Here is a 23,313-nt window from a genome sequence, read left to right as displayed (position 1 = left end):
GGGTTCGTCAAGGCGGGAAAGCGTGCCTTGACAAACCCGACCGCCGACTGAAGGGACAGCTGGGATGAGGGGCGGGGGAGGTCTGGTGACGTCGTTTGTTGCCTTGCGCTCCCGGCCGGCGGTCTGCCTGTGCCCCGGACAAAAGAAAAGGCCCTCCGGCGGAAACCCCGCCGGAGGGCCTTTCGTTCTATGTGACTCACACGCGCTTGAACAGCAGCGCCCGCTTCACTTCCTGGATCGCCTTCGTCACCTGGATGCCGCGCGGGCATGCGTCCGTGCAGTTGAACGTCGTGCGGCAGCGCCACACACCCTCGCCGTCGTTCAGGATGTCCAGGCGCTCCTCCGCCCCTTCGTCACGGGAGTCGAAGATGAAGCGGTGGGCGTTCACGATCGCCGCCGGGCCGAAGTACGAGCCGTCGTTCCAGTACACCGGGCAGGACGATGTGCAGCACGCGCACAGGATGCACTTCGTCGTGTCGTCGAAGCGGTCGCGGTCCGCCTGCGACTGGATGCGCTCGCGCGTCGGCTCGTTGCCGTAGGTGATCAGGTACGGCTTGATCGCCCGGTACGCCTCGAAGAACGGGTCCATGTCGACGTAGAGGTCCTTCAACGTCGTCAGGCCCTTGATCGGGGCGATCGTGATCGTGGTCTTCTTGCCGTCCTTCTCCAGCAGGTCCTTCATCAGGACCTTGCACGCCAGGCGGTTGATGCCGTTGATCTGCATCGCGTCGGACCCGCACACGCCGTGCGCGCAGGAGCGGCGGAACGAGAACGTGCCGTCGATGTAGTCCTTGACGTAGAACAGCAGGTTCAGCAGCCGGTCGGTGCGCTGGGCCGGGACGTCGTAGGACTCCCAGTGCGGCTCCGAATCCACCTCCGGGTTGAACCGGAGGATCTTCAGCGTGACCGTGATCGGCGTGTGCTCGTCCGAAACAGAAGCCGCAGGAGATTCAGTGGCCGTAGTCATCAGTACTTCCGCTCCATCGGCTCGTAGCGGGTGAAGGTGACCGGCTTGTAGTCCAGCCGGATGTCGGACGACAGACCAGAGCCCTGCTTGTAGGCCATGGTGTGGCGCATGAAGTTCGTGTCGTCGCGGTTCGGGTAGTCCTCGCGGGCGTGGCCGCCGCGGGACTCCTTGCGGGCCAGCGCGCCCACGACCAGGACCTCGGCCAGCTCCAGCAGGAAGCCCAGCTCGACGGCTTCCAGCAGGTCGGTGTTGTACCGCTTGCCCTTGTCCGCCACCGTGATCCGCTGGTAGCGCTCCTTCAGCGCCTGGACGTCGGTCAGCGCCTGCTTCAGCGTGTCCTCGGTCCGGTACACCGACGCGTGCGAGTCCATCGTCTGCTGCATTTCCTTGCGGATGTCGGCGACGCGCTCGTCGCCGTGCTCCGACAGCAGGCCCGACAGCTGCTCTTCCACCAGTTGGGTCGGGTTCTCCGGCAGCTCGACGTGCTCGTGCGCGAGCGCGTACTCCGCGGCCGCGATGCCCGCACGGCGGCCGAACACGTTGATGTCCAGCAGCGAGTTCGTGCCCAGGCGGTTCGAGCCGTGCACGGACACGCAGGCGACCTCGCCCGCCGCGTACAGGCCGGGGATGACGTTCTCGTTGTCCCGCAACGCTTCGCCGTGCACGTTGGTCGGGATCCCGCCCATCACGTAGTGGCAGGTCGGGAACACCGGCACCGGCTCCTTGACCGGGTCGACACCCAGGTACGTCCGGGAGAACTCGGTGATGTCCGGCAGCTTGGTCTCGAGGACCTCGACCGGCAGGTGCGTGACGTCGAGGACCACGTAGTCCTTGTTCGGGCCGCAACCCCGGCCCTGCAGCACTTCCTGCACCATCGAGCGCGCCACGATGTCGCGGGGCGCGAGGTCCTTGATGGTGGGGGCGTAGCGCTCCATGAACCGCTCGCCGGAGGCGTTGCGCAGGATCCCGCCCTCGCCGCGGACGGCTTCGGAAATGAGAATCCCCAGCCCGGCCAGACCGGTCGGGTGGAACTGGAAGAACTCCATGTCCTCCAGCGGCAGGCCCTTGCGGAAGATGATGCCGAGGCCGTCACCGGTGAGGGTGTGCGCGTTCGACGTCGTCTTGAAGATCTTGCCCGCGCCGCCGGTGGCGAACACGATCGACTTCGCCTGGAAGACGTGCAGCTCGCCGGTGGCCAGCTCGTAGGCGACGACACCGGAGGCCACCGGATTGCCGTCCGCGTCCTCGGACAGGATCAGGTCGAGCACGTAGAACTCGTTGAAGAACTCCGTGCCGTACTTGACGCAGTTCTGGTACAGCGTCTGCAGGATCATGTGGCCGGTGCGGTCCGCGGCGTAGCAGGCGCGGCGGACCGCGGCCTTGCCGTGGTCACGCGTGTGCCCGCCGAAGCGGCGCTGGTCGATCTTGCCCTCGGGCGTGCGGTTGAAGGGCAGGCCCATCTTCTCCAGGTCGAGCACCGCGTCGATGGCCTCCTTGGCCATGATCTCCGCGGCGTCCTGGTCGACGAGGTAGTCGCCGCCCTTGACCGTGTCGAAGGTGTGCCACTCCCAGTTGTCCTCTTCGACGTTCGCCAGCGCGGCGCACATGCCGCCCTGGGCCGCGCCGGTGTGGGACCGGGTCGGGTAGAGCTTGGTGAGGACCGCGGTGCGGGCGCGCTGGCCGGACTCGATGGCCGCGCGCATGCCGGCGCCGCCGGCGCCGACGATCACCACGTCGTACTTGTGGAACTGCATGGTGGGAGAACTCCGAAGTAGATACGGCGTTAGTTCGCGGGCATGTTCGGGTCGAACGTGAAGATCACCATGGTGCCGACGGCCAGGATCAGCACCATCGAGACGTACAGCAGGATCTTCAGCCAGAACCGCGTGCTGTCCTTGCGGGCGTAGTCGTCGATGATCGTGCGCAGCCCGTTGCCGCCGTGGATCTCGGCGAGCCAGAGCATGGCCAGGTCCCAGAACTGCCAGAACGGCGAGGCCCAGCGGCCGGCCACGAAGCCCCAGTTGATCCGGTGCACGCCGCCGTCGAGGATGTTCATGATCAGCAGGTGGCCGAGCACCAGGATGACCAGCGCCAGGCCGGAGATCCGCATGAACAGCCAGCTGTAGAGCTCGAAGTTGCTCCGGCGCGCGGCCGGGCGCTTCGGGGTGCGGGGGTTGGCGAGCGCGAGGTCGGCCATGTCAGTTACCCCCGAAGAGCGTCTCGGCGGTGCGCTTCAGCATGAAGAACGCACCGGGGACCATCACCACGACCCAGACCACGCCGATCACCCACGTCATGGCCTTCTGCAGCTGCGGGCCCTTCGACCAGAAGTCGACCAGCATGACGCGGATGCCGTTCAGCGCGTGGAACAGCACCGCGCCGACCAGACCGACCTCCAGGAGGTTGACGATCGGCGTCTTGTAGGTCTCGATGACCTGGTCGTAGGTGTTCGGCGACACGCGCACCAGCGCGGTGTCGAGCACGTGCACGAACAGGAAGAAGAATGTGAGCACGCCGGTGATGCGGTGCAGGACCCAGGACCACATGCCGGGGTCGCCCCGGTAGAAGGTCCCCTGCCGGCGTGAGGCACCCGCCCGATCGCTCGCCCCTGCCGCAGTGTTCGTTCCCGCCCCCGAAGGGGGCGAACCCGCCCCGCTGGCAGTGCTCGCCGTGGTGGACATCGGTGAACGGCCTCCAACGTCTGACTGTGCGCCCGGTGGCCGGTGAGGTCCGCTGTCGCCGCGGGAACGGCGGCTGTGCCGAGATCAACGTCATCGAGCCTGGATGAATCGGATGCTAGACCCGCACCCGGAAGGCGGCTCACCTCCGGGTTCCCCTCTGTGATGGACCAGACACCGGCGCTCCCGCACCGCCACCCGGCGGTGTGGTGCAGCGCACTCGGCGGCGGGGTACTCGATGCTGTCCCGGTGAGCGGAGATCCGACCACTGAGAGATCTGATATCTGATGCTTTACGCCGAACGGCTGGTAGTACTCGTGTGTCATTGACCAACATCGGCGACGTCCCTAGCGTCGCTCGAGCAAACATCGGATCTCTCACGATGGGGTGATGTTCTGGTGCGACGACTCGGCCTGGTGATCGCCGTCGCGGCCCTGCTGCCCGTGGTTTCGGTCACGCCGGCGCAGGCACTGCCCGACGGACTGGCGCTGACCCCGCCGATGGGCTTCAACAACTGGAACACCACCGGCTGCGCCGTCGACGAGCAGCTGATCCGCGACACCGCCGACATCTTCGTCGACAAAGGACTCAAGGCCGCCGGCTACGAGTACGTCAACGTCGACGACTGCTGGGCCGAGCCGGCGCGGGACGCCGACGGGCGCATGCAGGCGAACAAGGCCCGGTTCCCGAGCGGCATCAAGGCGCTGGCCGACTACGTCCACGCCAAGGGCCTCAAGTTCGGCATCTACACCAGCGCGGGCACGCTGACCTGCGCCAAGACCATGCCGGGCGCGCTCGACCACGAGGACGTCGACGCGCAGACGTTCGCGGACTGGGGCGTCGACTACCTCAAGTACGACAACTGCAACAACCAGGGCCGCCCCGCGCTCGAGCGCTACACGAAGATGCGCGACGCGCTGAAGAAGACCGGCCGCCCGATCGTGTACTCGCTCTGCGAGTGGGGCGAGAACAAGCCGTGGACGTGGGGCGCCGACGTCGGGCACCTGTGGCGGACCACCGGCGACATCAAGGACAACTGGGCCAAGATGCTGCAGATCCTCAAGGCGAACGCGCCGCTGGCGCCCTACGCCGGGCCGGGGCGCTGGAACGATCCCGACATGCTCGAGGTCGGCAACGGCGGGATGACGACCGAGGAGTACCGGTCGCACTTCTCGCTGTGGGCGATGATGGCCGCGCCGCTGCTCATCGGGGCCGACCTGCGCAAGGTGTCGCCGGCGAACTTCGACGTCCTGCGCAACGGCGAGGTCATCGCCCTCGACCAGGACCGCCTCGGCGTCCAGGCGCGCGTGGTGTCCAACCAGGACGGACACTGGGTGTTCGCCAAGCCCCTCGCGGGCGGCGACGTGGCGATCGCGCTGTTCAACGAGACGACCTCGAGCGCCACGATCGGCACCACCGCGGCCGCCGCCGGGCTGCCGAACGCGGCCGGGTACACCGCCCGCGACCTCTGGGCGCACCGCGACCTCCAGACGGCCGGCCGGCTCTCCGCGGTCGTCCCGCCGCACGCCACGGTCGTCTACCGGGTCCACGCGGGCGGCTCGTGGTGGCGGAACGCGCCGCTGGTGAGCACCGGCGTCGAGGTCGTCGCGTCGGTACCGGGCGTCCCGGGGGAGATCACCCCCGCCGGGCAGCCCTTCGAGGTCAAGGTGTCCGCGACCGACGAAGCCCGGGTGCCGGTGTTCGACCCGCGCGTGACGCTCACCGCACCGGCGGGCTGGCGGGTCGAGCAGGTGGCGCGGCCGCGGGCCGTCGTGCTCGGGACCGACGAGCGGGCCGAAGGGCGCTGGCGGGTGACTCCACCCGCCGGCACCGAGGGCACGACGGCGGTGCTGCGCGGCGGCGTCACCTACCGTGCGCTCGGGTTCGGGCAGGTCACCTGGTCCGGTGAACAGCAGCTGACCGTGCCGGTGGCGCCGCCCACGACGGAGGCGTGGGCCAGCGACCTGCGGTGGGCGGCGGAGAAGAACGGCTACGGCCCGGTGGAGCGGGACATGTCCAACGGCAGCATCCCGGCCGGCGACGGCAAGCCGCTGACGATCAACGGCGTGGTCTACCCGAAGGGCCTCGGGGCGCACGCGCCCAGCGAAGTCGTCTTCTACCTGGGCGGGCGCTGCACGGCGTTCACCACGGACGTCGGTGTCGACGACGAGCGCGAGGCGACGAACAAGCAGGGTTCGGCGACGTTCGAGGTGTACGCGGACGGAGTGAAGGCCGCTTCGACCGGCGTGCGTACGTGGCAGGACCCGGCGGTGCCCCTTGCCGCGGACCTCCACGGGGCCAAGTACCTGCGGCTCGTCGTCACCGACGGCGGGGACGGCAACTCCTACGACCGCAGCGACTGGGCCGCCGCGCGGCTCACCTGTGGCTGATTCCCTGTCATCTCACAGAGTGACCGGGCTGGCCCATTCTTCGGTCAGCCCGGCACACTCAGTGACACACAACGGCCTTTCGGGTGCCCGCGACCGGCACTGAAACAGCGAAAGCTCCGCTGGGGTGCCGTGATGATCACGTTCGGTGTCCAGTTCGTCGCGCGCGCGACTCGTGAGTAAACGTTTGTGTTACGTAGCGTGCCTTTCCTATGGCGCCTTCCGGTCCGGCGGGTACGGTCTGGCGGTCGACCCGGCAGTAGGGCCGGGTCGTGCCCTTGACCATCCGCTGGATCAGCGGGGAGGGAGACACACGTTGCGTCGCATGCGTGGAACCGCGCTGGCCGCCGCGGCCATGGCCGGGGTGCTCACCCTGGCCGGGTGCGCCAAGGATTCCGGCGGTGGTAACAGCTCGAACAACACCGCGGCCTCGACGGGCGGTTCCGACTGCGTCACCGCGCAGAAGCCGCCCGCGGCACCCGCCGCCGCCAGCAGCTCGGCCGCGGCCGGGGGGAAGGTCGACGGCAGCCAGCTGAAGATCGGCCTGGCCTTCGACGTCGGCGGCCGGGGCGACGCGTCGTTCAACGACGCCGCCGCCGCGGGCACCGACAAGGCGAAGAGCGACCTCGGCGTGACCACGGTCAACGAGAGCACCGCCAGCGCCAGCGAGGCCGAGTCGGCCAAGCAGCAGCGCCTCGACCAGATGGCCTCCTCGGGCCTGAACCCGATCGTCGCGGTCGGGTTCGCCTACGCGGACTCGGTCAAGGCCGTCGCGGCCAAGTACCCGAACACCAAGTTCGCCATCGTCGACGACGACTCGATCCAGCTGCCGAACGTGACGCCGCTGGTCTTCGCCGAGGAGCAGGGCTCGTTCCTGGCCGGCGTCGCCGCCGCGTACAAGAGCAAGAACTGCCACATCGGCTTCGTCGGCGGTGTCAACACCCCGCTGATCCAGAAGTTCGAGGCCGGCTTCCTGCAGGGCGCGAAGACGGTTTCGTCCAAGATCAAGATCGAGGACGAGTACCTCACCCCGGCCGGCGACTTCTCCGGGTTCCAGGACCCGCCGAAGGGCAACGCGAAGGCCGCGGCCGAGATCGCCAAGGGCGCGGACGTCATCTACCACGCCGCGGGCGCCTCGGGTAAGGGCGTGTTCGACGCGGCGAAGGCGGGCAACGCGCTGGCCATCGGGGTCGACTCCGACCAGTACAACCAGAAGACCGTCGCGGCCGACAAGGACGTCATCATCACGTCCATGCTCAAGCGCGTCGACGTCGCGGTGTTCGACTACATCCAGGCCGTTGCCAAGGGCGACCTGAGCGTCCTGCCGAAGCGGTTCGACCTCAAGGTCGACGGCGTCGGCTACGCCACCTCCGGCGGCAAGGTCGACGACATCAAGGACGTCCTCGACGGGTACAAGGCCCAGATCATCTCGGGTGCCATCACCGTTTCGGACAAGCCGCAGAAGTAGCGCACAACGTGTCCGGGGCTCGGAGGATTTCTCCTCCGGGCCCCTCACGCGTTTACACGAGATATGGAATTCTCCCGCCCATGAGCACAGCCGAGGCCCCGGCCGAGGCCGTCCCCGACCGGGGCGCCCCCGCCGTCCAGCTGACCGGGATCACCAAGCGCTTTCCCGGCGTGGTGGCCAACTCCGACGTCAACCTCACCGTCGCCGCCGGCGAGGTGCACGCCATCTGTGGCGAGAACGGCGCCGGCAAGTCCACCCTGATGAAGATCCTCTACGGCATGCAGCCGCCGGACGAGGGCACCATCGCGATCAACGGCGAAGAGGTGAAGCTGCGCAACCCGCAGGACGCCATCCGCGCCGGCATCGGCATGGTGCACCAGCACTTCATGCTCGCCGACAACCTGACCGTCGGCGAGAACGTCTTCCTCGGCGCCGAGGGCCTGCACGGCATCGGCCGCGCCGCCCGCGCGCGGCTGGCCGAGCTCGCCGAGCGCACCGGCCTGCACGCCAAGCCGGAGACGCTGCTGGAGGAGCTCGGCGTCGCCGACCGCCAGCGCGTCGAGATCGTCAAGGTGCTCTACCGGGGGGCGAAGATCATCATCCTCGACGAGCCGACCGCGGTGCTGGTCCCGCAGGAGGTCGACGCGCTCTTCGACACCGTGCGGGAGATGAAGGACGGCGGCTACACGTTCCTCTTCATCTCGCACAAGCTCGACGAGGTCCGCGCGATCGCCGACACCGTCACGGTGATCCGGCGCGGCACCACCGTCGGCACCGCCGACCCGAAGACCATCACCTCCCGCCAGCTCGCGGAGATGATGGTCGGCTCCGAGCTGCCCAGCCCGGAGACCCGCGAGTCCACCGTCACCGACCGGGACGTGCTGCGGCTGACCGGGCTCACCCTGGGCGCCGAGGGCTCGGACCGCAACGCGCTCGACGACATTTCCTTCACCGTGCACGCCGGTGAGGTGCTCGGCGTCGCCGGCGTCGAGGGCAACGGCCAGACCGAGCTGGTCGAGACCATCATGGGCATGCGCAAGCCGACCGGCGGCACGATCGAACTGGTCGACGCGGACGGCAAGGCCCGCGACATCACCAAGGCGGGCACGCTCGCCCGGCGTGAGGCGGGCATCGGCTACATCGCCGAGGACCGCACGCGGCACAGCCTGCTGCTCACGCAACCGTTGTGGGTCAACCGGATCCTCGGCTACCAGACCCGCGAACCGGTCTCGAAGGGCCAGCTGCTCGACATCGCCGGCGCCCGCGCCGACACCGAGCGGATCGTCCGCGACTACGACGTCCGCACACCGGGCATCGACGTCCCGGCCGCGGCGCTCTCGGGCGGCAACCAGCAGAAGCTGATCGTCGGGCGCGAGCTCTCGGGCAACCCGGTGCTGCTCATCGCGTCGCACCCCACGCGCGGGGTCGACGTCGGCGCGCAGGCGCTGATCTGGGAGAACATCCGTCAGGCCCGGGCCGCCGGCCTCGCCGTGCTGCTCATCTCCGCCGACCTCGACGAGCTGATCGGCCTGTCCGACACGATCCGCGTCATGCTGCGCGGGCGCCTCGTCACCGAGGCCGACCCCGCCACCGTGACGCCGCAGGAACTGGGCTCGGCGATGACCGGCGCCGAAAACGACACAGTGGGTGACGGCGAATGACTTCCTGGCGCACGAAACTGCTGCCGCCGCTGCTGGCGATCGTCTTCGCCGTGCTGCTGTCGGCGATCGCGCTGATCGTCTCCGGCGCCGACCCGCTGCAGGCGTACGGCACGATGATCGGCCAGATGTTCAAGGGCTCGACCGCGGTCGACACCGTGAACCTCGCGACCGTGTACTACCTGTCCGGGCTCGCCGTCGCCATCGGCTTCCAGATGAACCTCTTCAACATCGGGGTCGAGGGCCAGTACCGCTTCGCCGCCGTCGTCGCCGCCATCGCGGGCGGCGCGATGAAGCTGCCGCCGGTCATCCACGTGGTCGCGATCCTGCTGGTCGCGGTCGTCGCGGGCATGGCCTACGCGGCGATCCCGGCGATCCTCAAGGTGACCCGTGGGGTCAGCGAGGTCATCTCGACGATCATGCTCAACGCGATCGTCGCCGGCATCATCGCCTTCCTCATCAACGCCGACCAGTTCGGCGTGCAGCGGGGCAACAACATCGGCACCCGCGTGATCGAGCCGTCGGGCCGGATCCCCGGCATCCCGCTCGGCTCGGGCACGCTCTTCGGGTTCGTCTTCATCGCCGCGATCGTCGGCGGGGCCTACTGGTTCATGCTCAACCGCACGCGGTTCGGCTTCGAGCTCAAGGCGTCCGGCGAGTCGACCACCGCGGCCGCCGCGGGTGGCGTCAACGCCAAGAAGATGACGCTGATCGCGATGCTGCTCTCCGGTGGCGTGGCCGGCCTGGTCGCCATGCCGGAGCTGCTCGGCCGCGACTACAGCTACGGCATCACCGCGACCCAGATGTACGGCTTCACCGGCATCGCGGTCGCGTTGCTCGGCCGCAACCACCCCGGCGGCATCGCGCTCGGCGCGCTGCTGTGGGCGTTCCTCGACACCTCCGCGGTGTCGCTGGAGCAGATCAACGTGTCCAAGGAGATCGCGACGATCATGCAGGGCATCATCGTGCTGTCGGTCGTCGTGGCGTACGAGATCGTGCGCCGGGCCGACCTCGCGGCCGAACAACGCCGGGTCGGGCGCGCGCTCGCCGGCCGCAAGGGTTCCTCGGTCGCCGAAGGGGGTGCGGTGTGATCACCGACGTCGCTCCCGAATCCGGCTCGACCATGCCGGTGCAGCGTCAACGCCGGGGCCGGATCCCCGGCTGGCTGCGCGGGGTCATCTGGGCCGTCATCGCCATCGCCGTCATCTCGACGGCGTCGTACTCCACCGGCGTCTCCGCGCTGACGTCGTCCAACACCGCGCAGACGGCCTTGCGCCTGGCGCTGCCGATCCTGCTCTGCGCCTTGGGTGGTCTCTGGGCCGAACGCGCGGGCGTGGTCAACATCGGGCTCGAGGGCATGATGATCCTCGGGACCTGGGGCGCCGCCTGGGGTTCGTACAACGGCGGTGTGTGGGCCGGGCTGATCTCCGCGATCGTGTTCGGCGCGCTGGGCGGCCTGCTGCACGCGGTGGCGACGGTGACGTTCAACGTCAACCACATCGTCTCCGGTGTCGCGATCAACCTGCTCGGCCTCGGCGTCACGAAGTACCTGGCGAACCTGATCTTCGCGCCGATCTCCGGCAACCCGCGGCAGTCGCCGGTGGTGCCGAAGTTCGACACGTACTCGGCGACGTTCCTCTCGGACTGGCTGGGCGACCTGGAGAAGGAGCAGCGCGTCGGCATCTCCGACGTCGCCGGCATCCTGCGCGGGCTGGTCACCGAGGTGGCGCCGCTGACGATGCTCGCGATCATCCTGGTGCCGGTGAGCTTCTGGGTGCTCTGGCGGACGCGGTTCGGCCTGCGGCTGCGCTCGTGCGGCGAGAACCCGGTGGCGGCCGAATCCCTCGGCGTGAACGTCTACCTGCACAAGTACGTCGCCGTCGTCATTTCGGGCGCGTTCGCCGGGATGGGTGGCGCTTCGCTGGTGCTGCTGCGCGGCGGCGCGGACTACCTGGAGAACCAGACGAACGGCCGCGGGTACATCGGCCTCGCGGCGATGATCTTCGGCAACTGGCGGCCGGGCGGCCTGCTCGGCGGCGCGGCGCTGTTCGGCTACGCGGACGGCCTGCAGCTCGCCGGCGGCGGCGAAGCGGTGCTCGCGCTGCTGTACGGCGCGGTGATCCTGGTCGGCGTGATCGTCGTCGTGCAGCTGTTCCGCCGCCAGTGGATCGCGGCCGGCCTCGGTGTGATCGGCGCGGGTGTGCTGTACGCGATCTACTGGTCGAACGACACACTGCCGTCGGACCTGATCCCGTACACCGCGCACTTCGTGACGCTGATCGTGCTGGCGGTGGCTTCGCAGCGGCTGCGGCCGCCGAAGGCCGACGGGCAGCCGTACCGGCGAGGGGAGGACTGATGTCTACTGTGTCCTCCGTGGACTGGGACGCGCTGCGCTCTCAGGCGATCGAGGCCGCTTCCCATGCGTACGCGCCTTATTCGGGCCTGCACGTCGGAGTGGCCGGGATCGTCGACGACGGCCGGGTGGTGACCGGGTGCAACGTCGAAAACGCTTCCTACGGGCTCGGGCTGTGTGCCGAGTGCACGATGGCCGGGCAGCTGCGGCTGTCCGGCGGTGGCCGCTTGGTGGCCGTCGCCTGCCGTTCCGGCGCAGGTGACCTGCTGATGCCGTGCGGGCGCTGCCGGCAGATCCTGTTCGAGCTGGGCGGATCGTCGTGCCTGGTGGACACCCCTCGTGGCGTGTTGCCGATGTCCGACGTCCTGCCGGACGCCTTCGGCCCGGACGACCTGCCGTGAGCGGGTTCGCGGCGGTCGACGTCATCCGGACGAAGCGGGACGGCGGGACGCTGTCCGACGAGCAGATCGACTGGGTCATCGACGCTTACACCCGCGGTGACGTGGCCGAAGAGCAGATGTCGGCGCTGGCCATGGCGATCTTCCTGCGGGGGATGACCTCGGCCGAGATTTCGCGCTGGACGCACGCGATGATCGCGTCGGGGGAGCGGCTGTCGCTTTCGGTGTCGCGCCCGACGGTCGACAAGCACTCGACGGGCGGGGTCGGCGACAAGATCACGCTGCCGCTGGCGCCGCTGGTGGCGGCGTGCGGGGCGGCGGTGCCGCAGCTGTCCGGGCGCGGGCTTGGCCACACCGGCGGCACGCTCGACAAGCTGGAGTCGATCCCGGGCTGGCGCGCGGCACTGTCCACTTCGGAGATTGCCCGGCAGCTCGAGGACGTCGGCGCGGTGGTCTGCGCGGCGACGTCCGGGCTGGCCCCGGCGGACAAGAAGCTGTACGCGCTGCGGGACGTGACGTCCACAGTGGAGTCGATCCCGCTGATCGCCAGCTCGATCATGAGCAAGAAGATCGCGGAAGGCGCGTCGGGGCTGGTCCTGGACGTGAAGTTCGGGTCGGGCGCGTTCATGAAGACGCTTGACCAGGCACGGGACCTGGCTGCTGCCTTGACGTCGATCGGCGCCGACCACGGTGTCCCGACGACGGCGTTGCTGACCGACATGAACGTCCCGCTGGGGCGGGCGGTCGGGAACGCGGTGGAGGTCGCGGAGTCGGTGGACGTGCTGCAGGGCGGTGGCCCTTCGGACGTGGTGTCGCTGACGCTCGCTCTGGCGCGGGAGATGCTGGCCCTGGCCGGTTTGGATGTCGACCCGGCGGCGGTGCTGGCGTCCGGTGAGGCGTACGAGGTCTGGTGCCGGATGATCTCGGCCCAGGGGGGCGACCCTGCGGCTGCTTTGCCGACGCCTTCCCACGTGCACGTCGTCGAGGCGCCTTCGTCGGGAGTGCTGGCTTCGCTGGACGCGTACGCGGTAGGCGTCGCCGCGTGGCGGCTGGGCGCGGGCCGGGCTCGCAAGGAGGACCCGGTCCAGGCCGCCGCGGGCATCCTCTGCCTGGCCAAGCCGGGGGACACTGTCTCGGCCGGTGACCCTCTGCTGGAGCTCCACACGGACACGCCCGACGCGGTCCCCGCGGCCTTGGCGGCCCTCGAGGGTGGCTTCACGATCGCCGACTCGGCGCCTTCGCCGGGCCCGATCGTCGTGGAGACCATCCGCAGCTAGCCGTTCCGCTGTGACCGGCATCTCGAAGATGATCACCCGTCCGAGTGACGTATGGCCGCTTCCCGCAGTGCTCGGAGCCGCCCGAAATTGTCGGTGGTGCTCGGTAAGCTGGAGACCGGGGGGCGGAGGCCCGCGCCTCGTCTCACCCGGACATGAAGAGGCCCCCGCCGGATCCCGGCGGGGGCCTCTTCATGGGGCTGGTTACTCCGTGGCTTCCTCCGCGCCTTCGCCCGTCTTGGCCTTGGCGTCGGCCGGCTTGGGGGCGCGGCCGTTGCGGGAGCTGCGGCGCGGCTGGCGCGGGGCCGGCGGGGGCGGGGCGATCTGCTGGACCGCCGGGCCGCCGCCGAGCATCAGCTCCGCGAACGTCGCCATCGCCTCGTCGAGCTGGCCGCCGATGCGGCGGACGCTCTCGTCGTTGCTCTTGCGGACCAGCGAGTCCACCGAGTCGGTGTCCGGCTGCTTGGACAGCGTGCCCTCGACCTTCGACAGCCCGGCCTTGAGCGCGCCGTCGAGGTCGCCGATGCCGGACAGGAAGCCGTCCTCCACCTTGTCGAGGCGGGAGGCCAGGTCGTCGAGGCGGGTGGTGACCGTTTCGAGCCGGTTGCCCAGGTTCTCGAGCCGGTCGGACGCGTCGATCATCTCGCCGGTCTCGGTCAGCGCGACCTTGAGCGCCTCGGTGTTGGCGTCGATCCGCTCGTGCGTCGTGCGGCCCAGCTCGCCGACCCGCTCCTGCGTGACGCGGCTCAGCTCGTCGACCTTGCCGCGCAGCTCGTGGTCGGTGGAGTCGATGCGCTCGCGCAGCGTCGCCTCGGTCTGCTCGATCCGCTCGCGGACCGGGCCGTGCACCGACTGCGGCAGCGACTCGAGCTTCGCGTCCTGCTTGTCGAGGTGGCCGCCCAGCTCGTCGAGCCGGCGGTGGATGTTCTGGAGCTTGTCCTCGAGCCCGTCCATCCGGCCGGCGACGCCTTCGAAGCGCGCGGCGACGCCGTCGAGGCGGCCGTCGAGCTGCGCGAAGGGCTTGGCGAGCTTGTCGACGATGCTCTCGACCGCGCGGGTCAGCGCGGCGATGGCCGCGTCCTGCGCTTCGAGGCGGGACATCGTCTCGTCGAGGCGCTCGGCGAGGACGCTGACCTCGGTGCGGTCGGGCATTTCGGACAGCCGCTTGCGGACCGCGCCCAGCGAGTCCACCGGCGCGAGGCGGGCGTAGATGTCGTCGAGCGCGTCGAAGATCTGCTGCTGCTCGCTCTCACGCACTTCGGCCGCGCGCACCAGCATGTTGCGCATCCGGTCGAAGGACGGGGCGGCAATGTGGTTGTCAGTGGTCACTGCTGTGTGTCCTTCGTCGGCGGGGAAATGGAGGGACGTGCCACGAAGCTTATCGATTGCAAAAATTGCTGTCTGTATGGCCCCCGTGAAGAGGCTATTGCGGAGGCTGCCCCCGGATGGCCGATTCGGGACATGATCCTCGACGCTGAGGGTTAGCCCGAGCCTGAGAGTTACGGCCATGTAGGGGAATGACAACGAGGTTACCGTTGGGGGATGCCTGACGAAAGCCCTGTTCTGCCCATCGAGACACTCCGCCGCGCACCCAAGGTGCTGCTGCACGACCACCTCGACGGCGGCCTGCGCCCGGCCACCGTCGCCGAGCTCGCCGAGGCGACCGGTTATGCCGGTCTGCCCACCACGGACCCGGCCGAGCTGGGTAGCTGGTTCCGCCGTGCGGCCGACTCCGGCTCACTCGTTTCCTACCTCGAGACGTTCGCGCACACCTGCGGAGTGATGCAAACGGAGGAAGCGCTGGTCAGGGTCGCCGCGGAGGCGGTGGAGGACCTGGCCGCCGACGGCGTCGTCTACGCCGAGGTGCGCTACGCACCGGAGTTGTTCGTCGAACGCGGTCTGTCACTCGATGCGGTGGTCGAGGCCGTCCAGGCGGGGTTCACGGAGGGCACCCGCCGGGTGGCCGCGAACGGCGGCACCATCCGCGTCGGGACGTTGCTCTGCGCGATGCGCCAGCACGCCCGGGCGCTCGAGATCGCCAACCTCGCGGTCCGCTACCGCGACGCCGGCGTGGCCGGGTTCGACATCGCCGGGCCGGAGGACGGATTCCCGCCGACCCGCAATCTCGACGCGTTCGAATACCTGCGTCAGAACAATGCGCATTTCACCATTCACGCGGGGGAAGCCTTCGGTTTGCCGTCCATTTGGGAAGCGATTCAGCACTGCGGCGCCGAGCGCCTCGGGCACGGCGTGCGCATCGCCGAGGACATCAAGACCGACGCGGACGGCACGGTCCACCTTGGACGGTTGGCCGCGTACGTCCGGGACCGCCGCATCCCCCTGGAGATCTGCCCGACGTCGAACGTCCAAACAGGCACGGTCCGCTCGATCGTCGAGCATCCCATCGGCCTGCTCGCCAAGCTGCGCTTCCGGGTGACCGTGAACACGGACAACCGGCTGATGAGCGGATGCACGATGACCAGCGAATTCGCCGCGCTGCACGAGACGTTCGGCTATGGTATCGACGACTTCCGCTGGTTCACGATCAACGCGATGAAATCCGCGTTCATCGATTTCGACGCCCGGCTCGCGCTGATCGACGACGGCATCAAGCCCGGGTACGCCGCGCTCTCCTGACCCGCCCCGCTTCGGACCGCAACTCGCTTGCGGTCCTTAGCCGTGCCAACTATCGTTCACCATGTAGGAACAACTTCTCATTATTTGAGACGGTGACGATGATGGCGCAGGTCGCGGAGTTCTCGACGGGTCGGCGGCGATGGCTCATCCTCGCGCTCGGCCTCGCCGCGCAGACCGCGAGCTGTTCCTTCCTCTACGGCCTCCCGTTCCTCGTGCCGGTCATGCGCGAGGCGGAGGGGCTGACCCTCGCCGAGGCCGGCACGGTCGTCGCGGCACCGAGCATCGGGCTGTTGTTCACCCTGATCGTGTGGGGCGCGGCTGCGGACCGTTACGGAGAGCGCCTCATCATGGCCCTTGGCCTGGGCGCCTCGGGGTTACTCCTGGTGTACGCCGGGATAGGAAATCACCCGGTCGGGCTCCTCTTTGGGGTGTTTTTGGCGGCCGGCGCCTGTACAGCTTCGGTGAACGCGGCGAGCGGTCGCGTCGTGATGGGCTGGTTCGCGAAGTCCGAGCGGGGTGTGGCGATGGGGATCCGCCAGACGGCCCAGCCGCTGGGCGTGGGCGTGGCCGCGCTGGGGCTGCCGCCACTGGCCGCGCACTTCGGCTTCCGGGCGGCGATCCTGCTGCCGGCCGGGCTGGCGATCCTCGTGGCGCTGCTGGTGGCGTGGCTGGTGACGGACCCGCCGCGGCCGCCTCGCGCGCCTCACTCGGCGGGCGCTTCTCCGTACCGGCACGCGGCGTTGTGGCGGGTGCACGGGGCGAGCGCGCTGCTGGTGGTGCCGCAGTTCGCGGTGTCGGCGTTCGCGCCGGTGTACCTGGTGGCGGTGCAGCACTGGAGCGCGCTCTCGGCGGGCTGGTACCTGGCGGTGGTCCAGGTGCTCGGCGCTTTCGGCCGGCTCGGCTCGGGTTGGTGGTCGGACCGGGTGGGGAGCCGCCTGCGCCCGATGCGGGTTTTGGCGGTCTTGAGCTGCCTGGTCATGCTGCTGGTGGCGGTCGGCGACGCTTCTTGGCCGTGGCTGGTGCTGCTGGCGCTGGCCCTGGCGGGGGTGATCACGGTGGCGGACAACGGCCTGGGCTTCACGGCCTCGGCCGAGCTGGCGGGCTTGGCGTGGTCGGGCCGCGCGATGGGGACGCAGAACACGGGCCAGAACATCGCGGCCTCGCTCACACCGCCGCTGCTGGGCCTGGTGATCGGCGACAGCCGGTACGCGCTGGCCTTCTGCGTGGCGGCGATCTTCCCGGCCCTGGCGGTGCTGGTGGTCCCGGTCCGCGCGGAGCACGCTTCGCAGTGATGCCCGCCGGATCACGTGAGATGCCCGGCTGAGCACGGGCCGACCGCCGGGGTACGCGGGCCGACCGGCTGGGTGCGCGAGCCGACGGGCTGGGCACACGGGTCGACCGGCTGAGCACGGGGCCGACCGCCGGGGTACACCGTCCGGCGATCTGGTTGCGCGGGCCGACAGGACTGGGCACGGGGCCGACCGCCTGCGCCCGCCAGCGAATCGAACCCCCAGCCCGCGGGGGCGCCCCCCGTCTCCAGCGTATCGGCCGCTCACGACGAAAAATCGCCGACGAGGGGTGTGCTCGGCCGCGTTGTCCACATCTCGCCTTGGCTGTGGACCGGTCGGTCGGCGTGCTTGGCGGGTCGGCCTGCGTGCCTGGAGGGTCGGTTCGCGTACCAAGGAGGACGACTCGCGTGCCTGGACGGACGACTCGCGTACCCAGGAGGACGACACGGCGAAGGCCGCCTCCCCAAAACGCGGGAGGCGGCCTTCGGCCAACCAGAGATCAAGCCACCGTCAGGCGGTTCTCGAAAGTTTCGACGAGCTTCCGCCACGCGCTCTGCTCGGCGTCGAACGGCGCCGACGGCTCGAGGCGCGACGGGTCCGGGCGCAGCACGAACGACACCAGCCAGCCCAGGCTTTCGTTGCCCGCCAGTGCCGTCTCGGCCGAGTCGTCGCCCGCCCACTCCGCCGCGTCCGTGATCAGCTCGACCGCCAGCTCCAGCTGGGTCGGGTCGATCGCCTCCGGGCCCTCCGCGATGTCCGCGTCCAGGCCCGTCAGGACGTACGTGTTCTCCGGGTCGACCTCGATCTCGAGCTCGCCCGCCGTCGCCTTGGCCAGCACCTCGTCCCACGTGGACACGTCCGCGAGGTCCGTGTCGGCCAGGTCCTTGCCGTCCGCCAGGGCGCGGGCGAGGGCACCCGTCGACGTGAACACGTCGATCTCGCCCTCGCTGCCCAGGAACACCGGGGCGTCGTCGAGGTAGCAGCGCAGCGTGTAGTACTCCGCGCCGGACGTGATGATCTTGATCGGGTCGATGCCGACCTCGGCCCAGAAGCCGACCGGGCCCTCGTCCTCGACCGAGTCCTCGTCGTCTTCGTCCGAGGAGATCGCCTCGAGGTCCTCTTCGCCTTCGGCGCCGGCCTCGGCCTCCGCGGACTCCTCGTGGAACGCGGCCAGCTCCTCGGCCGTCTGCTCCAGTACCTTCTCGTCGACCTCCGGCTGGGTCACCAGGCCGTCGATCGCGTCGAGCACGGTGTCCCACTTCTGCGACACCGTCTCGGACAGGTCGTTCCACACCTGGACGCCGACGCTCCCGGTGAACGGCAGCGTGCCCTGGTCGAGCAGCGAGAAGCCCTCGGTCGAGTCGAGGATCTCGTGGACCTCTTCGAGGTCGCAGACGTCGGCGAGCGACCGCACGATGCCGACGATCTCCGCCAGCTCGGCGATGTGCCAGACGTCCGGCTCCTCGGCGACGAGCTCCGGCACGCCGACGAGGTCGTACGTGTGGTCCTCGTCCGGGATCAGCTCCGGCACGTTCAGCGACGGCACCGCGTCCCACGCCGGGTGGTCGAGCAGGTCGTGCCGCTCGGACGTGCGGACGAAGGCGGCCAGGTGAGCTGCGTCGGCGAAGGCGTACAGGTCGTCCTCGTCGCCGAGGAACGCTTCCCACTCCTCGCCGTCTTCCCGCCAGCGCGGCGCCCACAGGGTGACGACGTCGCCCTGCGGCAGGCCGAGTTCGATCGGGATGATGTCCTGTGCCATTCCTTAGCCCTCCGGAGTACCGCCCGTGTGCGCGCGGGACGGGAAGTATCACCCAGTCGACGCGCGGTACCGCGAAGCCTACGGGTTTCCCACTCGCGATGCGATCGCCCCTGCCGACTTTGCGACGAGCGGATGGCACGATGGACGCCTGATGACTCTCACAGACCTCCTGCCTGCGGATCCCGACCCCGACGCCCTCTTCGAAGCCTTCACGACCTGGACGGCTGAACGGGGCATCGAGCTGTACCCGGCGCAGGAGGAGGCGGTGATGGAGGTCGTCTCCGGATCGAACGTCATCCTCTCGACGCCGACCGGCTCCGGGAAGAGCCTCGTCGCCGTCGGCGCGCACTTCACCGCGCTCGCCCAGGGCCGCCGCAGCTACTACACCGCGCCCATCAAGGCCCTCGTGTCGGAGAAGTTCTTCCAGCTCATCGACATCTTCGGCGCCGACAACGTCGGGATGATGACCGGCGACTCCAGCGTCAACCCGGACGCCCCGATCATCTGCTGCACGGCCGAAATCCTGGCGAACATCGCGTTGCGGTTCGGTGCCGACGCCCCCGTCGGGCAGGTCGTGGCCGACGAGTTCCACTTCTACTCCGAGCCCGACCGCGGCTGGGCCTGGCAGGTGCCGCTGCTGGAGCTCCCGAACGCCCAGTTCGTCCTCATGTCCGCGACCCTGGGCGACGTCTCGTTCTTCGAAAAGGATCTCACCCGCCGCACCGGCCGCCCGACGGCGGTGGTCACGTCGGCGCAGCGCCCGGTCCCGCTGACCTTCCGGTACGCGCTGACGCCGCTGCACGAGACCATGTCCGAGCTGCTCAACGGCGGTCAGGCGCCGGTCTACGTCGTGCACTTCTCGCAGGCCGCGGCCATCGAGCGGGCGCAGACGCTGATGAGCATCAACGTGACGTCGAAGGCCGAAAAGGAGGCCATCGCCGAGCTGATCGGCGACTTCCGGTTCGCCGCCGGCTTCGGCAAGACGCTCTCGCGGCTGGTCCGCCACGGCATCGGCGTCCACCACGCCGGGATGCTGCCCAAGTACCGCCGGCTGGTCGAGACCCTGGCCCAGTCCGGGCTGCTCAAGGTGATCTGCGGGACCGACACGCTCGGCGTCGGCATCAACGTGCCGATCCGGACCGTGGTCTTCTCCGCGCTGACCAAGTACGACGGCGTCCGCCAGCGCCACCTCAAGGCGCGCGAGTTCCACCAGATCGCCGGCCGGGCCGGGCGCGCGGGCTACGACACCGACGGCTACGTCGTCGTCCAGGCGCCCGACCACGTCGTCGAGAACGCCAAGGCCCTCGAGAAGGCGGGCGACGACCCGAAGAAGAAAAAGAAGATCGTCCGGAAGAAGGCCCCGGAGGGGTTCGTCAACTGGACCGAGAGCACGTTCGACCGGCTCATCGCGGCCGACCCCGAGCCGCTGACGTCCAGCTTCAAGGTCACGCACTCGATGCTGCTGAACGTGATTTCGCGGCCGGGCAACGCCTTCGACTCGATGCGGCACCTGCTGGAGGACAACCACGAGGACCGGGCGTCGCAGCGCAAGCTCATCCTGCGCGCCATCGCGATCTACCGCGCGCTGCTCGCCGCCGGCGTCGTCGAACGACTGTCCGAACCGGACGAACAGGGCCGGATCATCCGGCTCACCGTCGACCTCCAGTTCGACTTCGCGCTCAACCAGCCGCTTTCCCCGTTCGCGCTGGCCGCGATCGAACTGTTCGACCTCGAGTCGCCGAGCTACGCGCTCGACGTCGTGTCCGTTGTGGAATCCACAGTGGACAACCCGCGGCCGGTGCTCTCGCAGCAGCAGTTCAAGGCGCGCGGCGAGGCCGTGAACGCCATGAAGGCCGAGGGCATCGAGTACGACGAGCGGATGGAGCTGCTCGAGAACGTCACGTACCCGAAGCCGCTGGAGGAGCTGCTGCAGGGCGCGTTCCACAGCTACCGGCAGGGCCACCCGTGGGTCGCCGACTACGAGCTGTCGCCGAAGTCGGTCGTGCGGGACATGTACGAGCGCGCGATGAACTTCGTCGAGTACATCGGCTTCTACCAGCTCGCCCGCTCCGAGGGGCTGGTGCTGCGCTACCTCGCCGACGTCTACGACGCGCTGCGCCACACGGTCCCGGACGAGGCGAAGACCGAGGCGCTGCAGGACCTCATCGAGTGGCTCGGCGAGCTCGTCCGCCAGGTCGACTCGAGCCTCCTGGACGAGTGGGAAGCGCTGCGCCACCCGACGGAAGAAGGCCCGGTGTCACACCGGCCGCCGGAGCCGCCGCCCGCCGTCACCCGCAACGAGCGCGCGTTCCGCGTCCTGGTGCGCAACGAGCTGTTCCGCCGGGTCGAGCTGTTCGCGCGACGGGCGTGGTTCCCGCTCGGCGAGCTGGACGCGGCTTCGGGCTGGGACGCGGACGCGTGGCAGGAAGCGATCGAGGACTACTTCGAGGAGTACGACACGCTCGGCACCGGCCCGGACGCCCGCGGCCCGCAGCTGCTGATGATCGAGCAGCAGCCGGACGTCTGGAAGGTGCGCCAGATCTTCGACGACCCGGCGGGCGACCACGACTGGGGCATCAGCGCCGAGGTCGACCTCGCCGCGTCGGACGAGGCCGGGATGGCGGTGGTCCGGGTGACCGAGGTGGGCGCGCACTGACCGAGTTGCGCTCAACGGCGCAGTCCGGCGGCGTGGTTTCGCGTTAGCGTGGACGCTTCGCGACCCAGGAGGGGACCATGGTGGAATACATCATCCTGCTGTAGGAACGAGCGGGGTCAGGATCGCCTGGGCGTCTTCGCCGGCGAACCAGAGCCCGATGGCGAACGCCGCCGTCGCCTCCAGCAGGGCGGCGCGGTCCAGGCCGCCCGCGCGCACCGGCTTCGCGCCGATGTCGCGGACCAGCGTGCTCACGGCGTCGAGCGCCGCCGGGTCGTCGCCGCACAGTGGGACCGACAGCGGACGCCCGCCGAACACCGGCGGGGTCATCCGCCAGACGTCGACGTGGGCCAGGTTGAACGCCTTCACGACGTGGGCGTCCGTGGTGATCCGCGACGCCACCGGGGTGCCCGTCAGGCCGGGGTCGTTGGTGCAGTCCACCAGTACCTTCCCGGCCAGCGGACCCGCCTCGGCGAGCACCGCGCCGATCGCGGCCGCGGGGACGGCCAGCAGCAAGACGTCGGCGAAAGCGGCCGTCTCACGCCAGGTGCCGGTGGTCGCGCCGAGCCGCGCGGACAAAGGGGCGGCGTCGGACCGGCCGCTCACCATCAGCTCGTGGCCCGCCCGCGCCCACTGCGTGCCGAGCGCGTCCGCCATCCCGCCTGTGCCGAAGATCCCGATCCGCATGCGTCCTCCTTGTGCTTGGCTGGTACCAGCACGACGGTAGGCACCCGGGAAGGAACCGAACGGTAACCATGGACTTCCTCGCGGATTGCCGGACGCGGCTCGCGTTCGACCTGGTCGCCAACACGTGGAACCCGGTGGTGCTGTGGGCGTTGCGCAACGGCCCGCGGCGGCACGTCGACCTGCGGCGCACCATCGGCGGCATCAGCGCGAAGGTGCTCACGGAAACCGTGCGGCGCCTGGAGTCCGACGGCCTCGTCGAGCGGCTCGACGGCTCGTACGCGCTCACGCCGTTGGGCGAGACGCTGCTGGAGCCGATCGAGGGGTTCGGGCGCTGGGCTGCTGAGCACGGCGACGACGTCGTCGCCGCTCAAAGCCGAGCAGCACGATCAGCATGACCAGCTCCAGCGCGGGGAGCGGATAGCCGAGGGTGATCCCGGCGGCGACGTCCACCGCGGGCGCGGCCATGCCCGCCACGAACACCCAGGTCGGAGCGGCCGGCGGCTTCGCGGACGCCGACCACGGCGTCTTCTTCCACGGCTTCGCCACCGACAGCCAAGCCTGGAAGGCGAGGGCGCTCGCCATCAGGGAGGCGCCGGCGATCTGCTGCCAGGCGACCACCGAGGTGTCCGCCGAGTCCCGCAGGGCGCGGGAGAGCAGGAAGATCCCGGCGTAGAGCTGCGCCAGCGTCAGGGCGAACTTCGTGAGCACCCACCAGTGCCGGAAGTAGCCCCACGCCGTCGCGCCGGCGAGCAGCAGGCCGGTGAAGGCGGAAACGTTCGCCATCGGCGCGAGCAGGACGGAGTCGAGTCGTTCGGCCATCGCGGGCGCACCCGACGACGTCAGCACGACGAGGGCGAGGGCCTGGCTCATCCACGCCACCGAGGAAACGACGTGGAGCCAGACGACGGCCTGGCGCCAGCGGGGAGAAGTTTTCATGGGTTCCAGGTTCGCCAAGACGATCCACGCGCACATCGGGCGCGACCCGGGCTTCGCCCCGGACCCGCCGAGGCTGCGCCTACACCCGGTGGAGTACGCGGCCGCAACTGCCGTACGCCCCGGGTTGTCGTGAGTGGTAATTAGGGTTCTAACCCGAATTACCACTCAC

19 protein-coding genes and 1 pseudogene are annotated in these 23,313 nt (G+C 69.5%); 12 read left to right on the top strand and 8 right to left on the bottom strand.

Translation table 11 applies throughout. The features are described from left to right. Window positions 1-196: 196 nt before the first annotated feature. Genes ACWED2_RS46495 through sdhC form a run of 4 tightly spaced genes read right to left on the bottom strand, consistent with a single transcriptional unit; the run spans window position 197 to window position 3,648 of the window. A complete protein-coding gene (locus tag ACWED2_RS46495) occupies window positions 197-967 on the bottom strand; it encodes a succinate dehydrogenase iron-sulfur subunit (protein ID WP_176173158.1) in 771 nt (256 codons plus the stop codon). Further along, window positions 967-2,721 (bottom strand): succinate dehydrogenase flavoprotein subunit, encoded by a 1,755-nt coding sequence (sdhA, locus tag ACWED2_RS46490; protein WP_449696925.1) that lies wholly within the window; start codon window positions 2,719-2,721, stop codon window positions 967-969. The genes ACWED2_RS46495 and sdhA overlap by 1 nt, the downstream gene beginning before the upstream one ends. Window positions 2,722-2,750: 29 nt before the next feature. Then, the gene (locus tag ACWED2_RS46485) at window positions 2,751-3,164 is read right to left on the bottom strand and encodes a succinate dehydrogenase hydrophobic membrane anchor subunit (protein WP_003064185.1); all 414 of its coding nucleotides are present in this window, start codon (window positions 3,162-3,164) and stop codon (window positions 2,751-2,753) included. 1 nt (window position 3,165) lies between these two features. Next, the gene (gene sdhC, locus ACWED2_RS46480; protein ID WP_449696924.1) at window positions 3,166-3,648 is read right to left on the bottom strand and encodes a succinate dehydrogenase, cytochrome b556 subunit; all 483 of its coding nucleotides are present in this window, start codon (window positions 3,646-3,648) and stop codon (window positions 3,166-3,168) included. A 395-nt stretch (window positions 3,649-4,043) separates the two neighbouring features. On the opposite strand from sdhC, the gene ACWED2_RS46475 reads away from it, so the two are divergent. From ACWED2_RS46475 to ACWED2_RS46445, 7 genes are all read left to right on the top strand, one after another. After that, window positions 4,044-6,035, top strand: a complete 1,992-nt coding sequence (locus ACWED2_RS46475; protein WP_449696923.1) for an NPCBM/NEW2 domain-containing protein — start codon at window positions 4,044-4,046, stop codon at window positions 6,033-6,035. A 322-nt stretch (window positions 6,036-6,357) separates the two neighbouring features. After that, complete coding sequence (locus ACWED2_RS46470) at window positions 6,358-7,500, top strand: BMP family lipoprotein (protein WP_449696922.1); 1,143 nt, start codon at window positions 6,358-6,360, stop codon at window positions 7,498-7,500. An 80-nt stretch (window positions 7,501-7,580) separates the two neighbouring features. After that, window positions 7,581-9,161, top strand: a complete 1,581-nt coding sequence (locus tag ACWED2_RS46465) for an ABC transporter ATP-binding protein (RefSeq protein WP_449696921.1) — start codon at window positions 7,581-7,583, stop codon at window positions 9,159-9,161. Continuing rightward, window positions 9,158-10,249, top strand: coding sequence for an ABC transporter permease (locus ACWED2_RS46460; RefSeq protein WP_449696920.1), 1,092 nt, complete (start codon window positions 9,158-9,160; stop codon window positions 10,247-10,249). Before ACWED2_RS46465 ends, ACWED2_RS46460 begins: the two co-directional genes overlap by 4 nt. Window positions 10,250-10,281: 32 nt before the next feature. Then, on the top strand, window positions 10,282-11,514 hold the full coding sequence (locus tag ACWED2_RS46455; protein WP_449696927.1) for an ABC transporter permease: 1,233 nt from the start codon (window positions 10,282-10,284) through the stop codon (window positions 11,512-11,514). Beyond that, complete coding sequence (locus tag ACWED2_RS46450; RefSeq protein ID WP_449696919.1) at window positions 11,514-11,912, top strand: cytidine deaminase; 399 nt, start codon at window positions 11,514-11,516, stop codon at window positions 11,910-11,912. Before ACWED2_RS46455 ends, ACWED2_RS46450 begins: the two co-directional genes overlap by 1 nt. After that, entirely contained in the window at window positions 11,909-13,186 is a 1,278-nt protein-coding gene (locus ACWED2_RS46445) for a thymidine phosphorylase (RefSeq protein WP_449696918.1), read from the top strand. The genes ACWED2_RS46450 and ACWED2_RS46445 overlap by 4 nt, the downstream gene beginning before the upstream one ends. A 201-nt stretch (window positions 13,187-13,387) precedes the next feature. Here the strand turns inward: ACWED2_RS46445 and ACWED2_RS46440 are convergent, their stop codons facing one another. Further along, window positions 13,388-14,512 carry a PA containing protein gene (locus ACWED2_RS46440; RefSeq protein WP_449696917.1) on the bottom strand — a complete coding sequence of 375 codons (1,125 nt, stop codon included), beginning with the start codon at window positions 14,510-14,512 and terminating at the stop codon, window positions 13,388-13,390. A gap of 213 nt (window positions 14,513-14,725) precedes the next feature. On the opposite strand from ACWED2_RS46440, the gene ACWED2_RS46435 reads away from it, so the two are divergent. Together ACWED2_RS46435 and ACWED2_RS46430 are read left to right on the top strand one after the other, a co-directional pair. After that, window positions 14,726-15,820 carry an adenosine deaminase gene (locus ACWED2_RS46435; protein ID WP_449696916.1) on the top strand — a complete coding sequence of 365 codons (1,095 nt, stop codon included), beginning with the start codon at window positions 14,726-14,728 and terminating at the stop codon, window positions 15,818-15,820. Between the two features lie 101 nt (window positions 15,821-15,921). After that, a complete protein-coding gene (locus tag ACWED2_RS46430; protein ID WP_449696926.1) occupies window positions 15,922-17,112 on the top strand; it encodes an MFS transporter in 1,191 nt (396 codons plus the stop codon). 496 nt (window positions 17,113-17,608) lie between these two features. Here ACWED2_RS46430 and ACWED2_RS46425 read toward each other — a convergent pair whose 3' ends face one another. Further along, a complete protein-coding gene (locus ACWED2_RS46425; protein ID WP_449696915.1) occupies window positions 17,609-18,868 on the bottom strand; it encodes a primosomal protein in 1,260 nt (419 codons plus the stop codon). A gap of 151 nt (window positions 18,869-19,019) precedes the next feature. On the opposite strand from ACWED2_RS46425, the gene ACWED2_RS46420 reads away from it, so the two are divergent. Beyond that, on the top strand, window positions 19,020-21,524 hold the full coding sequence (locus ACWED2_RS46420; RefSeq protein WP_449696914.1) for a DEAD/DEAH box helicase: 2,505 nt from the start codon (window positions 19,020-19,022) through the stop codon (window positions 21,522-21,524). A 90-nt stretch (window positions 21,525-21,614) separates the two neighbouring features. On the opposite strand, the pseudogene ACWED2_RS46415 reads toward ACWED2_RS46420, so the two are convergent. Beyond that, window positions 21,615-22,217, bottom strand: a pseudogene (locus ACWED2_RS46415) (NADPH-dependent F420 reductase); the annotation flags it as partial. A gap of 59 nt (window positions 22,218-22,276) precedes the next feature. Here ACWED2_RS46415 and ACWED2_RS46410 point away from each other — a divergent pair. Next, the gene (locus ACWED2_RS46410) at window positions 22,277-22,603 is read left to right on the top strand and encodes a winged helix-turn-helix transcriptional regulator (RefSeq protein ID WP_449696913.1); all 327 of its coding nucleotides are present in this window, start codon (window positions 22,277-22,279) and stop codon (window positions 22,601-22,603) included. Here ACWED2_RS46410 and ACWED2_RS46405 read toward each other — a convergent pair. Continuing rightward, on the bottom strand, window positions 22,491-23,144 hold the full coding sequence (locus ACWED2_RS46405; RefSeq protein ID WP_449696912.1) for a hypothetical protein: 654 nt from the start codon (window positions 23,142-23,144) through the stop codon (window positions 22,491-22,493). The two genes, ACWED2_RS46410 and ACWED2_RS46405, sit on opposite strands and share 113 nt — an antisense overlap. On the opposite strand from ACWED2_RS46405, the gene ACWED2_RS46400 reads away from it, so the two are divergent. Continuing rightward, window positions 23,143-23,277, top strand: a complete 135-nt coding sequence (locus tag ACWED2_RS46400; RefSeq protein ID WP_449696911.1) for a hypothetical protein — start codon at window positions 23,143-23,145, stop codon at window positions 23,275-23,277. The two genes, ACWED2_RS46405 and ACWED2_RS46400, sit on opposite strands and share 2 nt — an antisense overlap. Window positions 23,278-23,313: the final 36 nt, after the last annotated feature.

This window comes from Amycolatopsis sp. NPDC005003, assembly GCF_053600695.1.
This window is presented reverse-complemented; position numbering and strand designations above follow the sequence as displayed.